This is a genomic window from Pseudomonas sp. FW305-3-2-15-C-LB1, from assembly GCF_058787615.1.
The window spans coordinates 347,321-370,592 of sequence record NZ_JBYSZX010000002.1 but is presented as its reverse complement, the minus strand read 5'-3'; the positions used below and the strand labels follow the sequence as shown (position 1 = coordinate 370,592).

At 61.2% G+C, this 23,272-nt stretch carries 15 protein-coding genes; 8 read left to right on the top strand and 7 right to left on the bottom strand.

From position 1 onward, the window contains the following. The first annotated feature begins 59 nt into the window (after nucleotides 1-59). The 6 genes from AC3WP7_RS05485 to AC3WP7_RS05460 all read left to right on the top strand — a co-directional run bounded on the left by AC3WP7_RS05485 (nucleotide 60) and on the right by AC3WP7_RS05460 (nucleotide 12,077). Nucleotides 60-5,945: an NEL-type E3 ubiquitin ligase domain-containing protein gene (locus AC3WP7_RS05485; protein WP_102592248.1), complete on the top strand. Its 5,886-nt coding sequence runs from the start codon at nucleotides 60-62 to the stop codon at nucleotides 5,943-5,945. 108 nt (nucleotides 5,946-6,053) lie between these two features. After that, nucleotides 6,054-6,956, top strand: a complete 903-nt coding sequence (gene cysM, locus AC3WP7_RS05480; RefSeq protein ID WP_058425337.1) for a cysteine synthase CysM — start codon at nucleotides 6,054-6,056, stop codon at nucleotides 6,954-6,956. Next, a complete protein-coding gene (gene rlmD / locus AC3WP7_RS05475) occupies nucleotides 6,956-8,308 on the top strand; it encodes a 23S rRNA (uracil(1939)-C(5))-methyltransferase RlmD (protein ID WP_102592247.1) in 1,353 nt (450 codons plus the stop codon). The genes cysM and rlmD overlap by 1 nt, the downstream gene beginning before the upstream one ends. Nucleotides 8,309-8,429: 121 nt before the next feature. Beyond that, nucleotides 8,430-10,673, top strand: a complete 2,244-nt coding sequence (gene relA, locus AC3WP7_RS05470) for a GTP diphosphokinase (RefSeq protein WP_071491326.1) — start codon at nucleotides 8,430-8,432, stop codon at nucleotides 10,671-10,673. Further along, the gene (gene mazG, locus AC3WP7_RS05465) at nucleotides 10,673-11,506 is read left to right on the top strand and encodes a nucleoside triphosphate pyrophosphohydrolase (RefSeq protein ID WP_092242930.1); all 834 of its coding nucleotides are present in this window, start codon (nucleotides 10,673-10,675) and stop codon (nucleotides 11,504-11,506) included. The genes relA and mazG overlap by 1 nt, the downstream gene beginning before the upstream one ends. Before the next feature lie 25 nt (nucleotides 11,507-11,531). Then, nucleotides 11,532-12,077, top strand: coding sequence for a DUF2058 domain-containing protein (locus tag AC3WP7_RS05460; RefSeq protein WP_028617375.1), 546 nt, complete (start codon nucleotides 11,532-11,534; stop codon nucleotides 12,075-12,077). A 121-nt stretch (nucleotides 12,078-12,198) separates the two neighbouring features. On the opposite strand, the gene AC3WP7_RS05455 is transcribed toward AC3WP7_RS05460, so the two are convergent. The 7 genes from AC3WP7_RS05455 to purM form a co-directional block, all read right to left on the bottom strand. Beyond that, nucleotides 12,199-14,310 carry a TonB-dependent receptor gene (locus tag AC3WP7_RS05455; protein ID WP_102592246.1) on the bottom strand — a complete coding sequence of 704 codons (2,112 nt, stop codon included), beginning with the start codon at nucleotides 14,308-14,310 and terminating at the stop codon, nucleotides 12,199-12,201. 11 nt (nucleotides 14,311-14,321) lie between these two features. Next, nucleotides 14,322-15,533 (bottom strand): MFS transporter, encoded by a 1,212-nt coding sequence (locus AC3WP7_RS05450; protein WP_092242935.1) that lies wholly within the window; start codon nucleotides 15,531-15,533, stop codon nucleotides 14,322-14,324. Beyond that, nucleotides 15,523-17,451: an IucA/IucC family protein gene (locus AC3WP7_RS05445; RefSeq protein ID WP_093514082.1), complete on the bottom strand. Its 1,929-nt coding sequence runs from the start codon at nucleotides 17,449-17,451 to the stop codon at nucleotides 15,523-15,525. The genes AC3WP7_RS05450 and AC3WP7_RS05445 overlap by 11 nt, the downstream gene beginning before the upstream one ends. A 205-nt stretch (nucleotides 17,452-17,656) precedes the next feature. Further along, entirely contained in the window at nucleotides 17,657-17,845 is a 189-nt protein-coding gene (locus AC3WP7_RS05440; protein ID WP_071491322.1) for a hypothetical protein, read from the bottom strand. Between the two features lie 380 nt (nucleotides 17,846-18,225). After that, nucleotides 18,226-18,939, bottom strand: coding sequence for a DUF3108 domain-containing protein (locus AC3WP7_RS05435; RefSeq protein ID WP_058424959.1), 714 nt, complete (start codon nucleotides 18,937-18,939; stop codon nucleotides 18,226-18,228). A gap of 8 nt (nucleotides 18,940-18,947) precedes the next feature. Beyond that, nucleotides 18,948-19,598, bottom strand: coding sequence for a phosphoribosylglycinamide formyltransferase (gene purN / locus AC3WP7_RS05430; RefSeq protein WP_071491321.1), 651 nt, complete (start codon nucleotides 19,596-19,598; stop codon nucleotides 18,948-18,950). After that, a complete protein-coding gene (gene purM / locus AC3WP7_RS05425) occupies nucleotides 19,598-20,656 on the bottom strand; it encodes a phosphoribosylformylglycinamidine cyclo-ligase (protein ID WP_016976515.1) in 1,059 nt (352 codons plus the stop codon). Before purM ends, purN begins: the two co-directional genes overlap by 1 nt. 342 nt (nucleotides 20,657-20,998) lie before the next feature. On the opposite strand from purM, the gene AC3WP7_RS05420 reads away from it, so the two are divergent. Both AC3WP7_RS05420 and AC3WP7_RS05415 read left to right on the top strand, forming a co-directional pair. Then, entirely contained in the window at nucleotides 20,999-22,039 is a 1,041-nt protein-coding gene (locus AC3WP7_RS05420) for a DUF2066 domain-containing protein (RefSeq protein WP_102592245.1), read from the top strand. A gap of 32 nt (nucleotides 22,040-22,071) precedes the next feature. Continuing rightward, nucleotides 22,072-23,145 carry an AI-2E family transporter gene (locus AC3WP7_RS05415; protein WP_058424955.1) on the top strand — a complete coding sequence of 358 codons (1,074 nt, stop codon included), beginning with the start codon at nucleotides 22,072-22,074 and terminating at the stop codon, nucleotides 23,143-23,145. The last annotated feature ends 127 nt before the right edge of the window (nucleotides 23,146-23,272 follow it).

The window sequence follows — 23,272 nt, the reverse complement described above, 5'->3', positions numbered from 1 at the left end:
CATAGCTACCGGAGCCGTCGACAAGTAGTGGATAGGCTGATCATTTCAAGGAGTGTGAAATGATTGAGCCGTTAGCGACACAACAGCAGGAAGACCCGTTGGCCACGTTCATGACGCAGCAGCGAGCGAGGCTGCCCCTGGTCTCAGGCGACGAGTGGGCGACCCTGCAAACCGTGGACGCCTTGCAGGAGAAATTCGCCGCGTTCATGGCCGGGCTGGATGACGATGGCCAGCAAGAATATGTACGCCTGCAACGGGCCTTGATCGAGGCCCAGGCGCAGGTCGAACGAAACATTCGTCAATTCGTCACAAACTTTGAACACCAGAGTCTGGAGCGTTTGCGAACGGGCCTCAAAGACCTCACCGGCCATGTCGTTGATCCCAAGGCCCAGCACATCACCACCACCTATTCCTACGACCGCTTCAATGAGCCCAAGGTCGTCCGGCTTTCGCTGTGGGACGCCGCCTGCATGAACTATGACGGCCTGACGGGTTGGGATTACCCCGGCCATGACGGCGTGGCAACGTCCAGCGGGCTCAGTATCGACCTCAGCCCCGAGAGTTTCATCGCATTGGTGCGCGAACTCAATCTCGGTGGCCAACTCAGAACCCTGCTCGACGACAGCCTGGACAAGGCCAAGCCGTTGGGCCAGGCGATTGTGAGCCTGGGGCGGCTGGAGTTTGAGTTCGCCCTGATTGAAGCCCTGAGAGACTCGAACACCACCCGAATCGACCGGGAAAAATACCGGCATATCAAACAAGCACTGGATCAGGACGAGGAGTGGGGGCGCTGCGAGGAAATGCAGCTGTTCATCCCCGATGGCAAGGACAACATCGGTTGGGTGCCTCAATTCATCGGTAACACCGGGCAAATACTCAGCAGGCCGCCGGGGGACAGCCTGAACATCCCCCACCTGGTGTTTTCCGTTAACGGTTGCAAAGGCGCCTTCAGTTACTTTCCCCGTCGGCCGGGCGGGGGCGATCTGCGCCATTTCGACAACCACCGGGAAGCCTGCCAGGAGTTTTATGTGGCCTTCAGTGCTTTCTACCGGCAGGGCAGGGTGGCGTGGTTGTACGGGGTCATGTCACAGCCCGACAGCGAGCGCTTGACCAGACTCAGACGAGGCGCCACGCGCGAAACCGGACTCAGTCCTTTTGCCGAGGCATTACAGGATTTGTTTCTTAAGGTGTTCGAGTCTCGTCTGGAGGACCGGACCGGCTATACCCGCAAGGTCGTGACCAAAGCACCGCCGGTCAGTTTGGGTGATCTCCATCTGGCGCGCATTGGCGCCAACCTGAAGGGCCTGGCCAACGAAAAACCGGGATTTCTGACGACCCTTGCCGGTATCGCTCGCACCGTTATCAGTGAGGTGCTGGAGCTATTGCTGATGCCGGTACCCGGGCCGCTCAAGGGTTTGGCGCGTGTGCGGGCAGTCGCGTTGTTCGCGGCGCTCGGTGAGGGGGTGCTCAACGGTATTTCCAGCGTGCTCGAGGGGCATGCTGGCGAACTGGTCCTGGCTTTTTCCGACTTGGCCGACCTGTTGATCAGCGGGCGGCTGCATAGCCGCCTGGCGTTCAGTGTAAGGCGGCGCCATCAAGCCTTGTATCAACGCCTCTCGCAAATACCCGCCGCCAGCATCAAGGACAGTACGGGGCTGAGTAGCCCCCAGTTGCTTGAGCGCATGCTGCTGCCCTCCCAGGCGCCTGCGCATGAGCTGCAGGCCGTGCTGGAAACCAGCGGCACATCACGAGAGCAACTGGAGCGTGTCTGGGCAGGCGAGCGCCCATCAGCCTCTCTGGTGGAAGCGGCGCATCGGTTCAACGCCGATCGGATGATTGACTGGGTGGCCGGCTTGGTCGATTCCAACCGGCCAGTGCCCATGGGGGCGTTCGAAGTCCTGGGCCCTTTGCTGACCCAGCTGCCGGCGTGGCCGCTGGATACAGCGTTGAGAATCGTGAATGCGCAAGGCCAGGAGTTGCGACGCTACAGCAGGGATACGGCCCGGCCCACGACGGTCGTGATCACGGTCACCGCCCTGGAGAACCACCGGTTTGGCTATTCGACACCGCAGCGCATCACCGCGCACCTGTCCCACGCGGTGGTACAGCTTTTACCGTCAAGTTTTTCCGCCGGCGAACAGGCCGTTCGTCGGCAACTGGCAGCCCAGGCCCAGGCGTCGCGGTTCGATCTGTTCGAAGCCCTGACCCGGTTTGCCGATATCCATCGTTCGGCCGCTACACGCGCGTCGGTGTCCGTGCGCAAGTGGTTGCCCGACAGCGTTGGGCATGACTACCCGGTGCCCGAGGTGATCGAGGTGCTGCGCGCTTTGCATCCCGACGTCAGCTTGCCGAGATTGCTGGAGGTGCTGGATCAGCATCCGCTGTCGCCCGATCAGCAAGCCCGTCTGCTTGAGGTCCGACAACAACCCGAGGGACTGTACGATGGGCTCAAGGCCGCCGCGCAGATGGCGCGCGCCGAGGCACTCATTGACCGGATCTACCACCGCCGCCGGTTTGACCCGCAAACTCAGGCGTGGGTCCAGGCGTTCGCCCGCAGTGCCTTGGGCACTCTTGGCAAACGCCTGATTGTCGGCCCTCCAACCTATGTGCCCCTGGACCGTGACAGATATGCCGTGTTGGTCCTCGACCATGGCGAGGGAGAATTTTCGCCCTACGATCCGTGTAGACAGAGTGCCGGTGTGCAGCAGGGCGGCGCGGATGCGTTTTTCCGGGTAATGCTGAGCCAACTCTCCGATCATGATCGTGCCAGGTTCGGCGCTGATATGCCGGCAGCCATCACCGGGTTTCGTCATCAAGTGGCCCAGGCCATGCTGCGCAATCGTGCACCGCAAGGCACGTTTTACCCGGTGCTGCGCGAGATCACACAGTACGCGAGCGACGTCGACGCCACGCGTATGGCCTCCGAGCCTGATGCGATGGGTTTGTACCGTTTGGCGTCGGACCGCTATTTGTTCATCGACAGTCAATATTTCAAAGTGACCCAAGCGGATCAGACCCAACCCTGGCGTATCCGCCATCCTGCCCTGGACGACGCGTATGCGCCGGTATTGAGCCATAACGGCGCGGGCGCCTGGCGCCATGAATGGGAGAACCCGCTGACCTGGGACGGGCAACAACCTTTTTACCGCCTGGGGCCCAGGTTTCGCGCATTGGCCCCGGATGCCATCGACAAGGTTCAGCAGATCAGCGGCGTGACCCCGGACATACTGCGCAAGGTGCATGTGCGCAGCGAACCGCCGCCGGTGCTGCTGGTGGAGGCATTCGAGCGCTTGAATATCTTTGAACGGGTCAAGGACGGGCTGGAACAAGGTGCGGAGTTTATCGTCCAGGTGCTTGACGAAATAACCCCTGACGCGGCTGATGCGCTGGTCGGTCGGGCGGGTGTTGCGCGTGAAGATCAGGTCACGACCCTGGAGAGCAAGGTGCACATGGACAAACTGCAGATGCATGCGCAGTTTTTCGATGTGCTGCGCCGCAAGAACCAGCGGTCCGATGACCCTTCGGTACAGGTGATAGTGCGTCAGTTCCCTGGATTGACCGTGGGGATTGCGCAGGACTGGGTGCAACATGCTTCTGCGTCTGAGTTGGAGCGCCTCCGGGAGGGGCGCGTACCGCACACCTTGGCGCAAGAGGCGCGGTGGTGGTCCCGTTGGTTGCGGGTCTGTGGCGCCCTGGAAGGCGTGCACCTGTCGCCGTTGGCGAATGACGACAGTTCTCGGTTGATCCTCCATGAGCTGGCTGGTCTGAAGGGGTGGCCAGCATCGCTGCGGGTTGAACTCTGGGACGCCCGCCGCGTGATCGACAGCGTCGGTCCCGATGATGCTGGCCTTCGGCGGGTCTTGAAACCGAGCGTCGGGCAGTACCTGGCCTACGTCCAACGGGCGGATGGCAGCTTGCAGGCAATGGGCGCGCGCGCGCCCTTCCTGGAGGCCTTGCTCAACGCACTGCCTCTGGCCGAGCGGCAGGCGTTGGGCTACACCCACCCCGGCGCGCTGGAGGAGTTGCGCGCAGAGATGGGCGCCCGCCTGGGGCAGGATTGGTCGGGAATCCAAGCGACACTCAACATGCGGCCAATGCCATCGAGGCTCGCGCCACCCCGCCTGATCAATGGTCGCAAAGGCTATCCACTCAGTGGTGGAACCGAATTCGGGCCGACAGAGCGTGAACAGATCTCACGTATGCGTGAGTTGTACCCTTCTAAAACGGACGCCGAGGTGTGGGCGATGATAGCGGAGGCGGGTGACACGGTCGCTATGCGTGAAGAGATGATCACCAAGCAAGTCAAAGAGCGAGATCAGCTGTACAGGGATTTGCAAGCGTGGCGGGATCAGGCGTCGACAGCCCAGCCGGACAGCGCATCGGCCCGATCACGGGCGTTGGCGGTTGAGCGAATTCAGCGTTGCTGGGCCAAGGAAGCTGTCACGCCGGGAGTGGCCGAGAAGCTCAACCTGGACGATCTGGATTTGGCAAGCTTGCCGACCCTGCGCGCGCACTTTGGTCATGTGACTATGCTGAGTGTGAGAAACAACCGATTGACGGAGTTGCCGGAGCGCTTTCTTTTCAACTTTCCGGCGCTGCGTGTTCTTTATCTCAATGGTAACCAACTCACGCATCTTCCCAATCTGGACCTCCACGCACGCCTGGCAGTGCTCAATCTGTCGAACAACCACCTGCGGTTCAACTATGTGGACGAGGAACGACTGGCTGAGCTGACGGAACTCAGAAGCCTTGATTTGTCGGGAAACCCACTTGGGCAAGGACGACGCTTGAACGTGTATAGGTTGACGAACCTGCGGGAGCTGAACCTGCGCAATTGCGCGTTGAACCAATTGCCGCGCGGTGCCGTGAGTCTCTCCACGTTGGGCAGCTTTGACCTGCGTGACAATCAAATACAGGACCTGGCCGAGACGGACCTGTTCATTTATCCCGAAGTCCATCAGGGAATGAACTTGAGAGGTAATCCGCTTTCCGCCGAGGCGCGACAGTTGTTACGCCGAGTGGGCGAGCGTCGGGGACCTCCCGGTGTTGATTTCGGACTATGGGAGCCGACGGTTCCTTTTGATCGGCGTCCCGACCGCTGGTTGGCGCTGCTCCCTCCTGGAGAAGTACAAGCGCGCCAACTCGATTGGGCGTACTTGCAAAACCAGCCAATGGCGGATTATTTCTTTGAGTTGCTGGCAAGCATTGCCGAATACCCGCAGTTCCTTGACCCTCACCACCGTGTGATGAGGGAGATCATTTCTCACCGAGTCTGGGGGGTGATTGACGATGCGATGTCCCATGAGGGCATGGAGCGAATTGCTTACTTACCGTGTTATCGCACCCTTCGCGGAGGGATTGATGGTTGCCTGTTGTGCTTGCATCAACTTGAGTTGCAAATAGCTCCCTTACGAATACTCGATGCCGGCGTCCAAACGGCCGGGCCAAATCTGTTGCATTACTACCGTGCACTGCGTCGCCTTGAATACATAGATCAGTATCTTTCCAGGCACTTTGAGCCCCAGGGCATGGCATTCGCTTGCACGCGGGTCCTGAGTTATCGCATCGCCCTGGCATCGAGCCTGAATTTGCCGCAAGTACTCCCCCAGCGTTTTGAGGCGGCTGTGCCGGATGCCCGTTCAGTCAATACCGTGCGCACGGCGGTACTGAATAATGAGACGGGAACGAACTGGCCTGAGTTGTTACAGAAAGAGCCTTTCTGGGTGCATTTTATTCAACATAAATATGCCGCAGATCTCGAATTCAAGCTCCGCCGTTTCCAGAAACTATTGGAGGTTGCTGATCAACAACTGGCGAGCGGCTTGATCAGTGAAGGGCAGTACGTGAATCGTCTCAATGGCGTGCGGGACGCGAGGGCATCAGCCGAAAACAAGCGGATTCGGGACTTTACCCACCAGGAATGGACAGCGTTCGTGATCGGATGATTCTTCATGCTTATACCCTAACGCAATAAGCACCGCACTTTGCGTGATATGGCCCGCCAGGCTTTCCCGGTATGATGTGCGCCCCGCAGTCTGGATTGCGAATACGCCATGACCTTGCAGTACCCTACAATCGCCGATTGCGTCGGCAACACGCCCCTGGTCCGCTTGCAACGCATGGCGGGTGAAACCAGCAATACCCTGCTGCTCAAGCTCGAAGGGAACAACCCGGCCGGTTCCGTGAAGGACCGGCCGGCGCTGTCGATGATCACCCGCGCCGAGTTGCGCGGGCAGATCAAGCCTGGCGACACCCTGATCGAAGCGACGTCGGGTAACACCGGGATTGCCCTGGCCATGGCCGCTGCGATCAAGGGCTACAAGATGATCCTGATCATGCCCGACAACGGCAGTGCCGAGCGCAAGGCGGCGATGACTGCCTATGGCGCGCAGTTGGTGCTGGTCACCCAGGAAGAAGGCATGGAGGGCGCGCGCGACCTCGCCGAGCGCATGGCCGCCGAAGGCCGTGGCCTGGTGCTTGACCAGTTCGCCAATGGCGACAACCCCGAGGCGCACTACACCAGCACCGGCCCGGAAATCTGGCGCCAGACCCAGGGCACCATCACCCATTTCGTCAGCTCCATGGGCACCACCGGCACCATCATGGGCAACTCGCGCTACCTCAAGGAGCAGAACCCGGCGATCCAGATCGTTGGCCTGCAACCGATGGAAGGCGCGGCCATCCCGGGTATCCGCCGCTGGCCCGAAGAGTATCTGCCGAAGATCTACAACGCCACGCGCGTGGACCGCATCATCGACATGGCCCAGCGCGAGGCCGAAGACACCACCCGCCGCCTGGCCCGTGAAGAAGGCATCTTCTGCGGTGTATCCTCCGGTGGCGCCGTGGCCGGTATGTTGCGCCTGTCCAAGGAGGTGGAAAACGCGGTGATCGTCGCGATCATCTGTGACCGAGGCGACCGCTACCTGTCGACCGGCATCTTCGACGAACCCAACTGATGGCCAGGCACGAGAGAGGCCTGCGCTTCCAACCGACGGGCGGCAGCCGGGCCCCGCAGATTCCGGTGGGCAAGAAACAACGCCTGACCATCGAGCGCCTGGCCAATGACGGCCGTGGCATTGTGTTCTTCGAAGGGCGCACCTGGTTTGTGAACGGCGCGCTGGCCGGCGAAGAAGTCGAAGCGCGGGTGCTGGGTGCCCACGGCAAAATCGTCGAGGCGCGCACCGAGCGCGTCTTCAAGGCCAGCGAGCTGCGCCGCCCGGCGCCGTGCGCGCACGTTGGCCGTTGCGGCGGTTGCAGCGTGCAGCATTTGCCCCATGCCGAACAGCTTGCCCTGAAACAGCGCATGCTCGCCGAGCAACTGTCCCGCGTGGCGGGCGTGGAACCGCAAGAGTGGGCCGCACCGTTGAGCGGGCCGGAATTCGGCTACCGTCGCCGCGCCCGCGTGGCCGTGCGTTGGGATGCCAAGGCGAAACACCTGGACGTCGGTTTTCGCGCCGTGGCCAGCCAGGACATCGTCGCCATCGATGACTGCCCGGTGCTGGTACAGGCCTTGCAACCGATCATGCAGCGCCTGCCGAACATGCTGCGCCGCCTGAGCAAACCGCAGGCCCTGGGGCATGTGGAATTGTTCAGCGGTACGTCCATTGCGGTGTTGCTGCGGCATATGGCGCCGCTGTCCGAAGCGGACCTGCAGGTATTGAACGAATTCTGCGCTTTCCATGAGGCGCAGTTGTGGCTGCAGGGCGAGGGCCAGCCGGCGCCGGTTGACACCGATGCTGTGTTGGGCTTTCCACTGGAACAGTGGAATCTGGAACTGGCTTACCGGCCAGGCGACTTTGTGCAGGTCAACGCCGGCGTCAATGCCGCGATGGTTGCCCAGGCCCTGGAATGGCTGGCGCCACAACCCGACGAACGGGTGTTGGACCTGTTTTGTGGCCTGGGCAATTTTGCCTTGCCACTGGCGCGCCAGGTACGCGAAGTGGTGGCGGTGGAAGGTGTGCAGACCATGGTGGACCGGGCGGCCGCGAATGCCGTCAGCAACGATTTGCACAATGCGCAGTTTTTTCAAGCCGATTTGTCCCAGCCTTTGATTGACGCAGAATGGGCCAAACAGGGCTTTTCTGCGGTACTCTTGGACCCACCCCGTGACGGTGCGCTGGAGGTTGTGCGCAAGCTTGCGACCTTGGGCGCCAAGCGTCTGGTGTATGTGTCCTGCAACCCGGCCACGCTGGCGCGGGACACGGTTGAGTTGGTCAGGCAAGGCTACCGGCTAAAACGTGCCGGGATCCTCGACATGTTTCCGCAAACCGCGCATGTCGAGGCCATGGCGTTATTTGAAGCGGGCTAGGATGCCTGTTTAATCCGACTGGCCTGCGTTCTCCAGGGCCTTTGATCTGCCAGGGAGTCCGCAGTAAACGTCGGCGATGATTTTGGCGCATCGAAGGTGCGTCGTAGGGAAGGTAAGCAAGATGGTACAGGTGAGAGCACACCAGCCGATCAACACCGACGGCAGTATCAATCTCGAGGCATGGCTGGACCATGCCATCAGTGTCGATCCGGCACTGGACCGTGAAGCCTTGAAAGCAGCCTGCGAGTTCGCTCGTGAGTCTGAGCAGCAAGACAATGCGGCCAAGAACCTATGGGCCGAAGGCACTTCCAGCTTTCGCACCGGGTTGGAAATCGCTGAGATCCTCGCCGATCTCAAGCTGGACCAGGATTCGTTGATCGCCGCCGTGCTCTATCGCGGCGTGCGTGAAGGGCATATCCCGTTGCCCACCGTCAGCCAGCGTTTCGGCACCGTGGTGGCCAAGCTGATCGACGGCGTGCTGCGCATGGCGGCGATCAGTGCCAGCCTGAGCCCGCGCCAGTCCATGGTGCTGGGCACCCAGGGCCAGGTCGAGAACCTGCGCAAGATGCTGGTGGCGATGGTCGATGACGTGCGCGTCGCCCTGATCAAGCTGGCCGAGCGTACCTGCGCGATCCGTGCGGTGAAGACCGCCGACGACGAAAAACGCAACCGTGTTGCCCGCGAAGTCTTCGACATCTATGCGCCGTTGGCGCATCGCCTGGGCATCGGCCATATCAAGTGGGAGCTGGAGGACTTGTCCTTCCGCTACCTCGAACCCGATCAATACAAACAGATTGCCACGTTGCTGCATGAGCGGCGGCTGGACCGTGAGCGCTTCATTACCGATGTGATGAACCAGCTGCGCTCCGAGTTGCAGGCCACTGGCGTCGAAGCCGACATCAGCGGCCGCGCCAAACACATCTATTCCATCTGGCGCAAAATGCAGCGCAAGGGCCTGGCCTTCAGCCAGATCTACGACGTGCGTGCGGTGCGCGTGCTGGTGCCGGAAATGCGCGACTGCTATACCGCGCTGGGGATCGTCCACACCCTGTGGCGGCACATTCCCAAGGAGTTCGACGACTACATCGCCAACCCCAAGGAAAACGGCTATCGCTCGTTGCACACGGCGGTGATCGGCCCCGAGGGCAAGGTGCTGGAAGTGCAGATCCGCACCCACGCCATGCACGAAGAGGCGGAACTTGGGGTATGCGCGCACTGGCGCTACAAGGGCACCGACGTCAAGGCCGGGTCCAACCAGTACGAAGAGAAAATCTCCTGGCTGCGCCAGGTGTTGGAATGGCACGAAGAACTCGGCGACATCGGCGGCCTGGCCGAACAGCTGCGCGTGGATATCGAGCCGGACCGGGTCTACATCTTCACCCCCGACGGCCACGCCATCGACCTGCCCAAGGGTGCCACGCCGCTGGACTTCGCCTACCGCGTGCACACCGAGATCGGCCACAACTGCCGGGGCGCCAAGATCAACGGGCGCATTGTGCCGCTCAACTACAGCCTGCAGACCGGTGAACAGGTCGAGATCATCACCAGCAAGCACGGTACGCCGAGCCGCGACTGGCTGAACCCGAACCTGGGCTACATCACCACGTCGCGGGCGCGCGCGAAGATCGTCCACTGGTTCAAACTGCAGGCGCGCGACCAGAACGTCGCTGCCGGTAAAACCTTGCTCGAGCGCGAACTGGCACGCCTGGGCCTGCCCCAGGTGGACTTCGACAAGCTGGCCGAAAAGGCCAACATGAAGATCGCCGAAGACATGTTCGCCGCCCTCGGTGCCGGCGATCTGCGCCTGGCCCAACTGGTCAACCTGGCCCAGCAACTGGTCGAGCCGGAACGCGGCAGCGAACAGCTGGAACTGATCCCGCGCAAGGCCACCGGCTACAAGCCCGGCAAGCGTGGCGATATCCAGATCCAGGGCGTGGGCAACCTGATGACTCAAATCGCCGGCTGCTGCCAGCCGCTGCCGGGGGATGCCATCGTCGGCTATATCACCCAGGGCCGCGGTGTAAGTATTCACCGCCAGGATTGCGCCTCGGTGCTGCAACTGGGCGGGCGTGAGCCGGAGCGGATCATCCAGGTCAGCTGGGGGCCGGTGCCGGTGCTCACTTACCCGGTGGACATCGTCATCCGTGCCTACGACCGTTCCGGGTTGCTGCGTGACGTGTCGCAGGTGTTGCTCAATGAGCGGATCAACGTACTGGCGGTCAACACCCGCTCGAACAAAGAGGACAACACCGCGCTGATGTCCCTGACCATCGAGATTCCGGGACTGGACGCACTGGGACGGTTGCTGGGGAGGATTTCCCAGTTGCCGAATATCATCGAGACGCGGCGTAACCGTACCCCATGATGTATACGCTCGAAGACCTGCTGCACCTGATGAATCGCCTGCGGGACCCGCAGTACGGGTGCCCGTGGGACATCAGGCAAACCTACGCCACCATCGTCCCGCACACGTTGGAGGAGGCCTACGAAGTCGCCGACGCCATCGAGCGCGGCGACTTCGATCATCTGCAAGGTGAGTTGGGCGACCTGTTGTTCCAGGTGGTGTACTACAGCCAGTTGGCGCGGGAAGAAGGGCGCTTCGAATTTGCCGGGGTGATCGACAGCATCACGCGCAAGCTGATCCGTCGCCATCCCCATGTGTTCCCCACCGGCGACCTGTATGCGCCGCTGGATATCCCGCAGTTGAGCGAAGAACAGGTCAAGGAACGCTGGGAGCAGATCAAGGCCGAGGAGCGCGCGCAGAAGTCCGACGCGCCGGAGCAGCTTTCCCTGCTGGACGATGTACCCACCGCGTTGCCGTCCCTTTCCCGTGCCGCCAAATTGCAAAAGCGCGCCAGCCAGGTCGGGTTCGACTGGCCCTGCGCCTTGCCGGTGGTGGATAACGTGCGCGAAGAGCTGGATGAAGTGCTCGAAGCCATGGCCGATAACGACCCGGCGGCGATTGCCGATGAGGTTGGCGACCTGCTGTTTGCGGCGGTCAACCTGGCCCGTCACCTCAAGGTCGACCCGGAAACTGCGCTACGGGGCGCCAATGCCAAGTTCGAACGACGCTTCCGATTTATCGAACAGGCATTGCGCGATACCCGCCGTCCCATAGAAGATTGCACCCTCGAAGAGTTGGACGCCCTGTGGGGCGAAGCCAAACGTCAGGAAAAGAATGTGTCCAGCTGCGGTTGAGCAGTTGCCTAAGTGAGTAAGCACCATGAGCCTTTCCCTTCGCGACCAGTTGCTCAAAGCAGGTCTGGTCAATCAAAAGCAGGCCAAGCAGGTCGGCAAAGAGAAACAGAAACAGCAGCGCCTGGTCCATAAAGGCCAGATCGAGGCCGACGACACCCAGGCCCGTCTGGCGGCCGAGGCGCACGCCGAGAAGGTCAAGCGCGACCAGGAACTGAACCGCCAGCAGCAGGAAAAAGCCGAGGCCAAGGCCCGCACGGCCCAGGTCAAGCAACTGATCGAGACCTCGCGCCTGCCCAAGCTGACCACCGAGGACTACTACAACTTCGTGGACGACAAGAAGGTCAAGCGCCTGTCGGTCAACACGCTGATGCGCAACAAGCTGAGCAACGGCTCCCTGGCGATCGTGCACCACGGTGGCGGTTATGAGGTGATCCCGCGTGAAGCGGCGCTGAAGATCCAGGAGCGCGCACCGGAGCGTATCGTGCAGCTCAATATCCTTACCGAAAGCCAGGTGCCGGATGAAGATGATCCCTACGCCGCTTACCAGATCCCGGATGATCTGATGTGGTAAGTCTGTAAGCCTTGAGCGGGCTTGCCTGTGGTGAGCGGGCTTGCCCCGCGTTGGGCCGCGAAGCGGCCCCAAAACACAAACCCCGCTCAAAAGGCGGGGTTTGTGCTTTCAGCGCCGCGTGTTACCAGTCCACGGCATAACTCACGCTGAAGGTCCGACCTTCGGCATTCGGGTACGGTGCTCGCGCGTTGGCCTGGGCAAACATGTTCTGGTAATTGCGGTTGCTGAGGTTGTAGATCGCCCCCTCCAGGCGACCCACAGGCAAGCGTACCGAACCCAGCAGGTCGACCAGGGTGTAGCCCTGGATATCGCGGCCATTGTTATCCTTGAACGCGGCGTCATAGTCGGCCAGGCGCATGGCTTGCAGGCGCAGGCTGAAGTCGTCGTGGTCATAGCCGACAAAGGCGGTGGTCTTGGCGGGGGAGATGCGCGTGGCCGGCAAGTCGATCCATTTGCCGTTTTGGCGGGTCTCGCCTTTGGCATACGCGTAAGTACCGCCGACCGACCACTGGTCAGTGACGTTGTACGTCAGGCTGGTTTCAATGCCGCGCACGCGTTCTTTCTGGTTGACCAGGCGCAGCACGCGATCATTGGCGTCATAGAACTGGGTGACATCCGAAGTGTTTTCATACGCCGTGACGTTGGCCAGCCATTTGTCCCAGTTGCCACGCCAGCCCAGCTCATAGCTGTCGACCTTGAGGGCTTGGGCATTGAGCTTCTGAATGTCGTACTGGCTGTTGACGTCCCGCAGGAAACGTTGGATGTCCGGCAGGGAAAAACCCTGGCTGTAGTTGACGAATACATCCTGGTTTTCGCTCAGGTGATACACCGCCCCGAGGTTATAGAGGGTGTCGTCATATTTGAGGGTGCCGCCCGGCAGGGTAGCGCGGTTACCGGTCTGAACGATTTCGCCATAGGCAATGCTGTCGTCGATCCGGCTCTCGATCCACTCGCGGCGCACACCGCCACGCAAGGTCCAGTCGTCGATGTCGTAGGACAGTTGGCCAAAAATCGCCTTGGTGGTAGTGGTGATGTCCGGCCCCATCTCGAACGTGGTGCCGGTCTTGGTGTAGGTCAGGCCATTGACTCGGTACTGGTCGCCGCGCTGGCGTGAGGTTTCGTGATCATAGTCAGCGCCCCAGACCAGATTGCCGGTCGCCGGGCCGATATCCGGCATTTGCGTGTCGATGGCTGCGCGCACGCCATAGACGTCCTGCACGCTGTTGTTGTCGGAAACCCCTGCGCGACCGCGGGACAGGTCGGGGAAAAACAGCGCGTCGGCCCGGCGCCAGTAGCTTTCGACCTGCAAGCCCTGTCCGAAGAACGCTTTGTCGGAGTAGTTGAGGTTGACCGCCTGGTTGTGTGTGAACGGTTGATCGTCCAGGTCCAGGCCTTTGACCGCAACGGCGGTGTTGGTGATGCGTGGGTTCTTGGTGTAACGGGTGTCCTGTTCGTCTTTGTAATCTTGCAGGGACAGGCTGATCTTCTTGTCGTCATCCAGCGTGTAGCCGAAGCGACCTTGCAGGTCGTAGGTCTGGGTATCCATGTTGCTGCCCTGGGACGTGTCCTGGGGAATGCGCTTGCCGTTGCCGTCGAACTGGTCGTTGCGCTGCACGCCGTTCGCCGATACGTACCAGTCCAGCGGGCCCTTGCGCCCAGTAGCGCTTTGGAACGCCTCGTAGGCAAAGCCCTTGTGACTGAAGTTATTGCCGCTGGTCATGCCGATCTTGCTGCTAAAGGCGAGGTCTTCACCTTGGTTACGCTTGGTGATGATATTGATGATGCCGCCTGAGGCGCCCGCGCCATAAACGCTGCTCGCTCCGGAGATCACTTCGATGCGCTCGATGCTTTCCGGCGCAACGCTGTTGAGCTGGCGGAAGTTGTCGCGTGTTGCGTTCTGGGACACGCCGTCGATCAGGATCAGCGTATTGCGTCCGCGCAGGGTCTGGCCGAAGTTGCTCATGCCACCGCTGGAAGGGGCAATGCCTGGCACCAATTGCCCGAGAATATCCGCAACCCGGCGCCCCGCGGCTGTTTGCTGGCGGATCTGGGTTTCGTCGATGACCTGTACGGAGCCTGGAATCGCGGCAATGCTGGTTTCACTGCGCGTGGCCGAGACGACGGTGGCCTGCAATTGCAGGTTGGTGGGCTCGGCCTCGGACTGATCGGCCCAGGCCGGTGCGCTTATCGATCCCATCAGTGGCAGCAGCGCTGCCCATTGCGACTTTCTCATGATCTTGCCTTTCAATTATTAGACGTATTGACAGAAAAAACAGGCATAGCGGGTGTTCGGGTGAACGAGCGGATGATGCGGATACCCAGGGCGGCCAAGGCGTACGTGAGTGCAACCAGCCAGAAGCTGTGTGCCAGGCCTACCATCCCCATGCCGATACCACCCAGCAAGGCACCGCCTAGCGCTCCCGCCTTGGCGGCGCTGTTGCCGATGCCCAGGGCAAACCCCTGTTGGGCGGGCGCAACGGTATTGGCGATCAACGTATAGGCGACCGGCAGCAAGGCGCCTTGCCACATGCCCCACAACAGCCGGCTGGCGATGAAGCCCAGCCATTCGCTGGCCAGCGCCGTGCACGCCAGGGTCAAGGCGCAGGCCCAGGTGACCCATTCGATGATGCGCAGCGTGTGTGCGGGCGGGTGTCGGTCAAACAGGCGACCCCAGAGCGGTGCGGACAGGGCCAGGGTCAGTGCGCTGGCGGCATAGCTGGCACCGATCAACCAGCCTGGCGCATGCAGGACGTCCGCGACGTATAGGGCGTAAAACGGCTGAGGCATCATTTTGGCAGCCTGGATCAGTACGATGATCCCCAACATTGCGCCGAGCCAGCCTTTGGGCAGGGCGGTGGGCGTGGTGGCATGAGTCTTTCGCAGGCGCTGGGTGTCGCTGGGCAAGAACAGGCTGACCAGCGCGCATACCAGGCAGACGGCGGTAGCGCTGTAGCACAGCAGGGCGAATCCGGAGATATCCATCAGCCAGCCACCTAACACCGGACCGGCCAGCGAACCCACGGCGGTGGCGGATTGCAGGCGAGCCATTATGTGTCCGCGCCCACTGTCGCCGCAGCACGCCAGCGCATAGGCTTGGGCGGCCGCGATAAAACCCGCCAGTGCACCTTGTGCCACGCGGATCGCGACCAGCAGCCAGGGATCGAAGGTCAGGGCGGCCAGCGCCTGACAGGCCGCCAGCGCCAGCAGCGCCCGAATGATCATCGGCTTGTGCCCGGTTCTGTCGCCCAGGCGACCCCACAGGGGCGTCAGGATCATTGCTGCCATCATCGGTCCGGCGTATACCAGCGACGACAGCAGGCCGGTGTAATGGGCGCCGGCATCGCCAAGCAGCCTCTGGATCTGCAAAGGCCAGAAGGGGCCGCTCATTTCCATGGCACCCATCGACACCAGCTGGATGACCACCAACAACCGCAGTGCAGTGCTGTTAGCCGGCATGTGCGGCGCCGCTCAGCGGGTTCGGCAGGCGCCCGACGATATCGGCGTGACTGTCCAGCAGCCGCATCCGCATGAACGACTTGGCTGGCCACGGCTGCTCCAGCAGCGCTGCACGTTCGGTTTCCCAGCGTTGGGGAGCGACTTCGTTGCGCATGCGATCAAAGCACTGGCTGACTTGGGCCGCGAGTTCGTTCCACAGTTGTGCCTGGGGAATATCGAAGTAGCGGGCACTGAGCAGCACCAGCTCGCCCAGGTGGCACATGAATACCGTGTGCAGCAGCTTGTCACGGACAAAACCGGCATCGTCGTAAAGGGTCATCCCGGGATCATGCAGTTCGATGTCCAGGCCGTGGGCATGCAAGGTCTGGCGGTCGATGCGAATATCGCCAAAATCACGCAACAGCAGACGGCTCAACTGCCCGTCTGCGGCCATGACCATGAAGGCGTTCTGCTGATGGGCCTCGAACGCCACACCGTAACGCAGGTACATCCCCAGCAGGGCCGGCACAGTGATCGCTGCATAGTCTCGAAAGAACGCGAGCATGGCCGGTGCATTGTCCTGGCCTTTGCTCAAACGTACCCACTGTCTCAGCAAGGGCTGCCCGTGTTGGTCGATGGCAAACAGGCTACCTACCGGAACAGCCATTTCACCCGGTTGTAGCAGGCTCTGGGGGTTGTCGCGGTAGAGCACGGCCAGGTGGCGGGCGTGTTCGTCATTCACTGGTTGGGGGTTGAAATGCACGCCGATCCGCTCGGGAACGATGTTCAGGATGTTCTGGATCGCGGGTTCGCGCGCGAGGATCGTTTGCAGCAAGTGACTGATCCGCGGCCCCATGCGCGCCGAGCGTGGCGATACCGTGCGCTGTACGCTGGTCAGGCGCAGTGAGACCGGGAGCTTGACCATGGGCGCGCCGCCCTGGCCATCAGGCAATACGGTCCGGAAGGACATGGTGGGGTGGGCGGTAAACGCGACGATGTCGGTCAGCACCAGCAGTCGGTCGCCGATTTCGTTGGCGAACAACCGGGGCAGTTCCTGTTGGGCTTGCCAAGGGTGCGCAGGCAGCGGCAAATACTCGCTGGCTTCCAGGCCCTGGGCCGTCAGCGCTGCGGTCAATTGCTGCGCAGCACGTGGAAAGTGGGCTTGCCACCATTGCCAGTAATCAGCGGTATCGGCCAGCGTTTCCACGTGGGCGTACTGGTGGTGCAGCGCGCACAGCAACACCGGGAAGCGCGCTTCGAACTCCGGTGAGAAGTCGATGACCTGGTGGGTGTCCAAACCCAGTTTGGTTTTGTAGTTGGGGTGCCAGGGGTGGCCCAGCGTGCCCCACTGCTCAAGCACGGAAGTCGGGTTGGTAACGCTTGGCTCATCCTTGAGATGACTCAGCAGGTTGTCCTGATGGGACGGGCCCATCGAGGCGTGCAGCCTCAGGCTCCATTGCTCGTGGAAGGCCAGGCAGAGCGTATCGTTGACAAAACTGTCGTCGATCTCGCTGTTCAGGCGGCTCAAGACCTGCGGGGCGGCAGGTGTTTCGAGGGTGTCGTTGAGCAGCGTCAGCAATTGCGATGGGAATTGGATCTTCCGTGCGGCCTGTCCAGTTTGCACAAGCGTCACCGCGCCACGCAGGTCCCAGCTGGCCATGCGCCCGGCACGCAGGTGGTCGAAACGCAGGCAGGCGTGATCGGACAGCGGCAGGTGGTGGCGGCCTTGCTCGTCCTGGGTGAGTGTATCGGGGGCCAGCAGGCCTTCACGGAACAGGGCCTGGATCAGGCGTTGAAAGCTGCGTTCGGCGGCGGGTGCGAGGGTGTCGATCAGGGCGTCGAGGGTGACGTTGTGAGTCTGGAACTGGGGCGTAACCAGTGCTTCACCCCAGCGTTTGAGCAATTGTTGGTCCGGCGTATTGCTGCATCCGTTCGTCATGATGAATTCCGTTTTCATGGGCGTGCTGAAAGGTGGTGGATATTATCGAGAATCATTTCCAATTGTCTATTTGCTGATACAATTTTACTGAATCGTTTATGCCCGCCGTGCAATTTGCCAAAACGAAAAACCCCGCTCGATGGCGGGGTCGTCGGGGGTAGGCCCTACAGCTGCGTGGGGCTGGGGCCTACGAGATTTCAGGTGTTCAGGAGCTTTGTGTCTGGCGTCTCATCTCAAGGGCTTCGAGCTCGTTTTTATAATTATGAGCGTCGCTCTCGTTGTGAAACATGCCGACCAACAGGTCTTGCTGGTGTACATCCCAGATGTGAATCCCATGGCCCAGTGCTTCGTGGGACATATGTTCGTCGTCGCGTTCAGTTACTTTTACAGTCATCTGCTTGCTCCAATCTCTGGTGGATCTGCGGCAAGTCGTCGCAGGCCTTTGTTATATGTTTTGTTAGCTTGCTAAGTAAACCGACTTTTCGCGCAACAAATCATTGCAGCAAACGCAACAGTGCTGCAGGCCGCGTAAACCGCGACATTGCGCCGCAGGGTGCTGAGTTTTATGACGAAAGTTTCATGTTCAAGTCAGGCATTGAACCCTTTGTTGGCCCGGCTATCGCCATCGGGGGCAAGCCCCCTCCCACATTTTGATCGGTGAACACAACCCAGTGTGGGAGGGGGCTTGCCCCCGATAGTGGTAGAGGTTTGAACACCAAATCCATAGGCGAAAAAAAGCCCCGCATTCGCGAGGCTCGTTGTTCCAGCTACCGATCAGCTACCTTTGACAGCCTTGCCGTCAACAGTGCCGTCCTGCAGCATGATGTTGTATTCCTTGCCATCGGTTTCTACCTGGCGCAGGGCAACCAGAATGCCGCCCTGGTCCTTGGCAAACCACATCTGGGTGATGCGCTTGCTTTGCGTCGGGTCACGCACGCGCTCGACCTTGATCGCGTCGATGGAGCCAACCTTGGTCTGGACTTTTTCCGGGCCGATCACGCGGAAGTCGTAGGTGTCGACGTCGGTGCCTTCGACCACGTTGTAGCTCATGCTTTTCTTGCCGGCGGCCACATCGCGTTGCAAGGCCAACTGGTAGGTCGACTTGTCGAGCATGCCGCTTTGCAGGGGCACGTTGACCGGGTCTTTGTTTTCAAAGCCGGTGACTTTCTTGGCGGTCTGGTCGAAATCCAGATTGATTTTCTTCGCCTTGCCCAGGCCGCCGCGTTCGAAGGTGTAGCTCTTCGGTTGCAGGGTGTCCTTGTCAAACAGGATCACGCTGGTTTCGGTGAGGCTGGCGATCATCATGGAAGCCTTGAAATTCAAGGTCCAGGAGCCGTCGCCGTTCTTGGCCAGGCTGCGTTCGGCCGAACCACTCATGGGCAACTGTTTCCAGTCGGCGGTGTAGCTGACGGAGAAGGGGTGAAGGTCTGCTGCTTGCACGGCTGGCAAGGCGAACAGCGCAAAAGCGAAGAGCAAGGCGCGACGCATAAAATCTCCTAGGTTCGAATCAAGTGGCCGCTGGCCGCGAGTAACTGACCGTCCAATAATGCACCCTGGTCACCAAGAATCAACCGCCCCTCGGCAAACCAGCGAACGGCCAGCGGGTAAATCCTGTGTTCCTGGGCGTGAACCCGTTGCGCAAGCGTCTGCGCCGAGTCGTCAGACTCTACCGGAACCACTGCCTGTACGACCAGAGGCCCGCCATCGAGTTCCTCGGTGACAAAGTGCACGCTGCAGCCATGCTCGCTGTCGCCGGCCTCGAGCGCACGCTGGTGCGTGTGCATGCCTTTGTACTTGGGCAGCAGGGAAGGGTGGATATTCAACAAGCGCCCGGCGTAATGCCGCACGAAGTCAGCGCTGAGGATGCGCATGAAGCCGGCGAGTACTACGAGCTTGGGGTTGAAGGCGTCGATCAGTTCGATCAAGGCGCGGTCGAAGGCCTCGCGACCGTCGAACGCCTTGTGATCCAGCGAGCGGGTGTCGATACCCGCGTCCCTGGCGCGTTGCAGGCCGTAGGCGTCGCTGCGGTTGGAGATCACCGCAGCAATGCGCACCGGGTTGTCGCCGGTGCGCGTGCTGTCGATCAGGGCCTGCAAGTTACTGCCGGTGCCGGAGAGCAGCACCACGACATCACAGGTCTGAGACATTAATGAGCCTTGAGATTCTTCAGCTCAACCTGAGCCGCGCCTTCGGCAGCGGTGGCGATCTGGCCGATGACCCAAGGCTGCTCGCCGGCTTCGCGCAGTACGTTCAGCGCGGTTTCAACGTGCTCCTGAGCCACGCAGATGACCATGCCGACGCCGCAGTTCAGCACGCGGTGCATCTCGGTTTCGTCGACGTTGCCTTTCTCTTGCAGCCAGTCGAATACTGCCGGACGCTGCCAGCTGGCCACGTCAACGATGGCCTGGGCGCCTTTTGGCAGCACGCGCGGGATGTTGTCCAGCAGGCCACCGCCGGTGATATGGGCCATGGCCTTGACGGCGCCGGTGTCCTTGATCAGCTTGAGCAACGGCTTGACGTAGATGCGGGTCGGGGCCATCAGCAGGTCCGTCAGCGGCTTGCCGTCGAGCTGGGTGTTCTCGATCTCGGCGCCGGACACTTCGATGATCTTGCGGATCAGCGAGTAACCGTTGGAGTGCGGGCCGGAGGATGGCAGGGCGAGCAGGGCATCGCCGGCGGCAACCTTGGAGCCGTCGATGATCTCGGCTTTTTCCACGACGCCGACGCAGAAGCCGGCCAGGTCGTAGTCTTCACCTTCGTACATGCCTGGCATTTCAGCGGTTTCGCCGCCGACCAGGGAGCAACCCGACAGTTCGCAGCCGGCGCCGATGCCGGTGACCACTTGGGCCGCGGTGTCCACGTTCAGCTTGCCGGTGGCGTAGTAGTCGAGGAAGAACAACGGCTCGGCGCCGCACACCACCAGGTCATTGACGCACATGGCGACCAGGTCGATGCCGATGGTGTCGTGCTTGTTCAGGTTCAGCGCCAGGCGCAGCTTGGTGCCCACGCCGTCGGTGCCGGACACCAGCACAGGCTGCTTGTAGCCGGCCGGGATCTCGCAGAGGGCGCCAAAACCGCCCAGGCCGCCCATGACTTCGGGGCGCGCAGTGCGCTTGGCGACGCTCTTGATGCGTTCGACCAATGCTTCACCGGCGTCGATGTCTACACCGGCGTCCTTGTAGCTCAGGGAGGGTTGCTTGCTCATGATCCAGGCCTTTAGGGGGGATTTCTGGGTAACGACCGAGCGAGCGGGGGCTTTTATAAAGGCCACGCCGTTGACGGTCTGCGAAGGCGCGCGATTTTATCAGGCTTGAGGGGCAGCGGCCATCCTCGGGCCGACGGGCAGGGGCATATGGCGTTAAAAAAATGCTAATCGGGTCTGCTTTGGTGCGTATTAAGGTATAGCCTTTACTGCGCTAGCGTTATGACAGTACGAAAACTTACCAAGACCCTGTGAATGTTTTATCGGTCGCCGTGGTCACAGCCTTGGCAAACCGAGTTCACGCGGTCTGTTCCAGCCGCTAAATTTGTCGTTCGGGAATCTTCCATGCGTCTGTGTAAATTCTTCTTTGTAGGCTGCTTGTCGTTGGTCAGCCTGGCGAGTCATGCCGAAACCCTCAATGGCCTTTACCAAGTACTCGAACCCGTCAGCAGTCAGTCGCCGCAAGAGCGTGACCAGGCGACCCAGCGCGCCGTGCAGACCCTGGTGATCCGCCTGACCGGCGACGCCAAGGCCGCCGAGGGGCCGGGTCTGGCGGCCGTTCGCAAGGATCCGCAACAAATCATCAGCCAGTACGGCTACGACGCCGGCCCGCCGGAAAGCCTGCAAGTGGATTTCGACCCAGTGAGCACCGATCGCGTGCTGCGCGAAGCGGGCCTGTCGATCTGGGGCAGCAATCGGCCGTCGATCCTTGGCTGGTGGCTGAACGACTCCACCGAAGGCAGCAGCCTGGTGGGTGATGGCCAGACCGTCGCCCAGGCGCTGCGCCGTGCCGCGCAACACCGTGGCCTGCCGTTGCGCCTGCCGCTGGGCGACCTGGATGAGCAGGTGGTCGCCACCGCACCGAACCTGGAAAGTGCTGACGCCACACCGTTGCGCGCCGCTTCCGAACGTTACGGCGCCGACGCTTTGCTGGCCGTGCATGCGCGTCAGGAAGGCAACCAATGGCAAGCCAAATGGCGCCTGTGGCTGGGCGACAAGAGCGAGCAGGGCGCCGCGCAAGGGGCCGACACCGGCGCTGTAGCCGACGCGGTGATGCTGGCGATCAGCCAAAAGCTCGCGCCACGCTTTGCGGTCAAACCCGGCGTGAGCACCGAACAATTGCTGGAAGTGCAGGGCATGACCCTGGAGCGTTATGCCGCGCTGGGTCACCTGCTGGAGCCTTTCGGTGGCCAGCCGCAGTTAGTGGATGGCAATCGCATCGTATACCGCGTCAATGGCAGTGCCGATCAGTTGCGTACCCAGTTGAGCCTGGCCAAGTTGCAGGAGATTCCTGCGGGTGAGGCACCGGTCCCGCAACCGGTGGCGGAGGGTGCGCAGCCGGCTGCTGCACCAGAACCTCAGGCGCAAATGCGTTTTCGCTGGTAGCAGTTTTCTTCTTTATATAGATGGAGTGGTTTATGGCGGATACGCGTCGTTGGGTGTGGCTTGGCGGGTTTGTCCTGCTGTGCGTTTTTGTGTTCCTGCTGCATTCGATCCTGACGCCATTCCTGGTCGCGTTGCTGCTGGCTTACCTGTTCGATCCGGTGGTGGATCGCCTGGAAAAAGCCGGGTTGTCGCGGACCTGGGGCGTGGTGGCGGTGTTCGCCCTGTTTACCTTGATCATCACGGCGTTGGTGCTGGTGCTGGTGCCGATGCTGGCCAAGCAGTTGTTCCGCTTGTATGAGCTGGCGCCGCAGATGCTCGATTGGCTGCAGCACACGGCGATGCCGTGGGCCCAGGCCAAGTTGGGGTTGGCGGATGGTTTCTGGAAGTTCGACAAGGTCAAGGCGGCCATCAGCGAACATATGGGCCAGACCACCGATATTGTCGGGGTCATCCTCAGCCAGGCGACGGCGTCCAGCCTGGCGTTGATCGGCTGGCTGACCAACCTGGTGCTGATCCCGGTGGTGGCGTTCTACCTGCTGCGCGACTGGGACATCATGATGGCCAAGATCCGCAGCCTGCTGCCGCGCAACCGTGAGGAGCGCATTGTTTCGCTGGCTGAGGAATGCCATGAGGTGCTCGGCGCCTTCGTGCGCGGGCAGTTGCTGGTGATGCTGGCCCTGGGGATCATCTACGCGGCCGGCTTGATGGCTATCGGCCTGGAGCTGGGTCTGTTGATCGGCCTGATCGCCGGCCTTGCCGCAATCGTGCCTTATATGGGGTTTGTGATTGGGATCGGCGCGGCGCTGGTCGCGGGCTTGTTCCAGTTTGGCGGGGACTTGTACCCGATGCTGGGGATCGTGGCCGTCTTCATGGTCGGCCAGGCGTTGGAAGGCATGGTGCTCACGCCGTTGTTGGTCGGGGATCGGATTGGTCTGCATCCGGTGGCGGTGATCTTTGCGATTCTGGCGGGTGGTGAGTTGTTTGGCTTCACGGGCATCCTGCTGGCGTTGCCGGTGGCGGCGGTGATCATGGTGCTGGTGCGCCATGTGCACGATCTATACAAGGATTCGGATGCTTATACGGGGGTTGAAGATCCCGACCTGTAACTCTATCTTCACAAACCCGGTCAAGGCCGGGTTTGTCTTTTCTGGGGGCGGTCCGTCAAACAATCTGCATAAATCCAACAAGTTAACGCAAACCTTTGATTTTGCTTGGGGTCTGTTGCATTGTGCG

Excerpts from the sequence above, each read along its gene's own strand:
- AC3WP7_RS05445 (WP_093514082.1), bottom strand. The coding sequence starts at position 17,451 with ATGACGAACGGATGCAGCAATACGCCGGACCAACAATTGCTCAAACGC.
- AC3WP7_RS05460 (WP_028617375.1), top strand. The coding sequence starts at position 11,532 with ATGAGCCTTTCCCTTCGCGACCAGTTGCTCAAAGCAGGTCTGGTCAAT.
- rlmD (WP_102592247.1), top strand. The coding sequence starts at position 6,956 with ATGGCCAGGCACGAGAGAGGCCTGCGCTTCCAACCGACGGGCGGCAGC.
- AC3WP7_RS05450 (WP_092242935.1), bottom strand. The coding sequence starts at position 15,533 with ATGCCGGCTAACAGCACTGCACTGCGGTTGTTGGTGGTCATCCAGCTG.
- AC3WP7_RS05435 (WP_058424959.1), bottom strand. The coding sequence starts at position 18,939 with ATGCGTCGCGCCTTGCTCTTCGCTTTTGCGCTGTTCGCCTTGCCAGCC.
- purM (WP_016976515.1), bottom strand. The coding sequence starts at position 20,656 with ATGAGCAAGCAACCCTCCCTGAGCTACAAGGACGCCGGTGTAGACATC.
- AC3WP7_RS05440 (WP_071491322.1), bottom strand. The coding sequence starts at position 17,845 with ATGACTGTAAAAGTAACTGAACGCGACGACGAACATATGTCCCACGAA.
- AC3WP7_RS05485 (WP_102592248.1), top strand. The coding sequence starts at position 60 with ATGATTGAGCCGTTAGCGACACAACAGCAGGAAGACCCGTTGGCCACG.
- AC3WP7_RS05420 (WP_102592245.1), top strand. The coding sequence starts at position 20,999 with ATGCGTCTGTGTAAATTCTTCTTTGTAGGCTGCTTGTCGTTGGTCAGC.
- AC3WP7_RS05415 (WP_058424955.1), top strand. The coding sequence starts at position 22,072 with ATGGCGGATACGCGTCGTTGGGTGTGGCTTGGCGGGTTTGTCCTGCTG.
- relA (WP_071491326.1), top strand. The coding sequence starts at position 8,430 with ATGGTACAGGTGAGAGCACACCAGCCGATCAACACCGACGGCAGTATC.
- purN (WP_071491321.1), bottom strand. The coding sequence starts at position 19,598 with ATGTCTCAGACCTGTGATGTCGTGGTGCTGCTCTCCGGCACCGGCAGT.
- AC3WP7_RS05455 (WP_102592246.1), bottom strand. The coding sequence starts at position 14,310 with ATGAGAAAGTCGCAATGGGCAGCGCTGCTGCCACTGATGGGATCGATA.
- cysM (WP_058425337.1), top strand. The coding sequence starts at position 6,054 with ATGACCTTGCAGTACCCTACAATCGCCGATTGCGTCGGCAACACGCCC.
- mazG (WP_092242930.1), top strand. The coding sequence starts at position 10,673 with ATGTATACGCTCGAAGACCTGCTGCACCTGATGAATCGCCTGCGGGAC.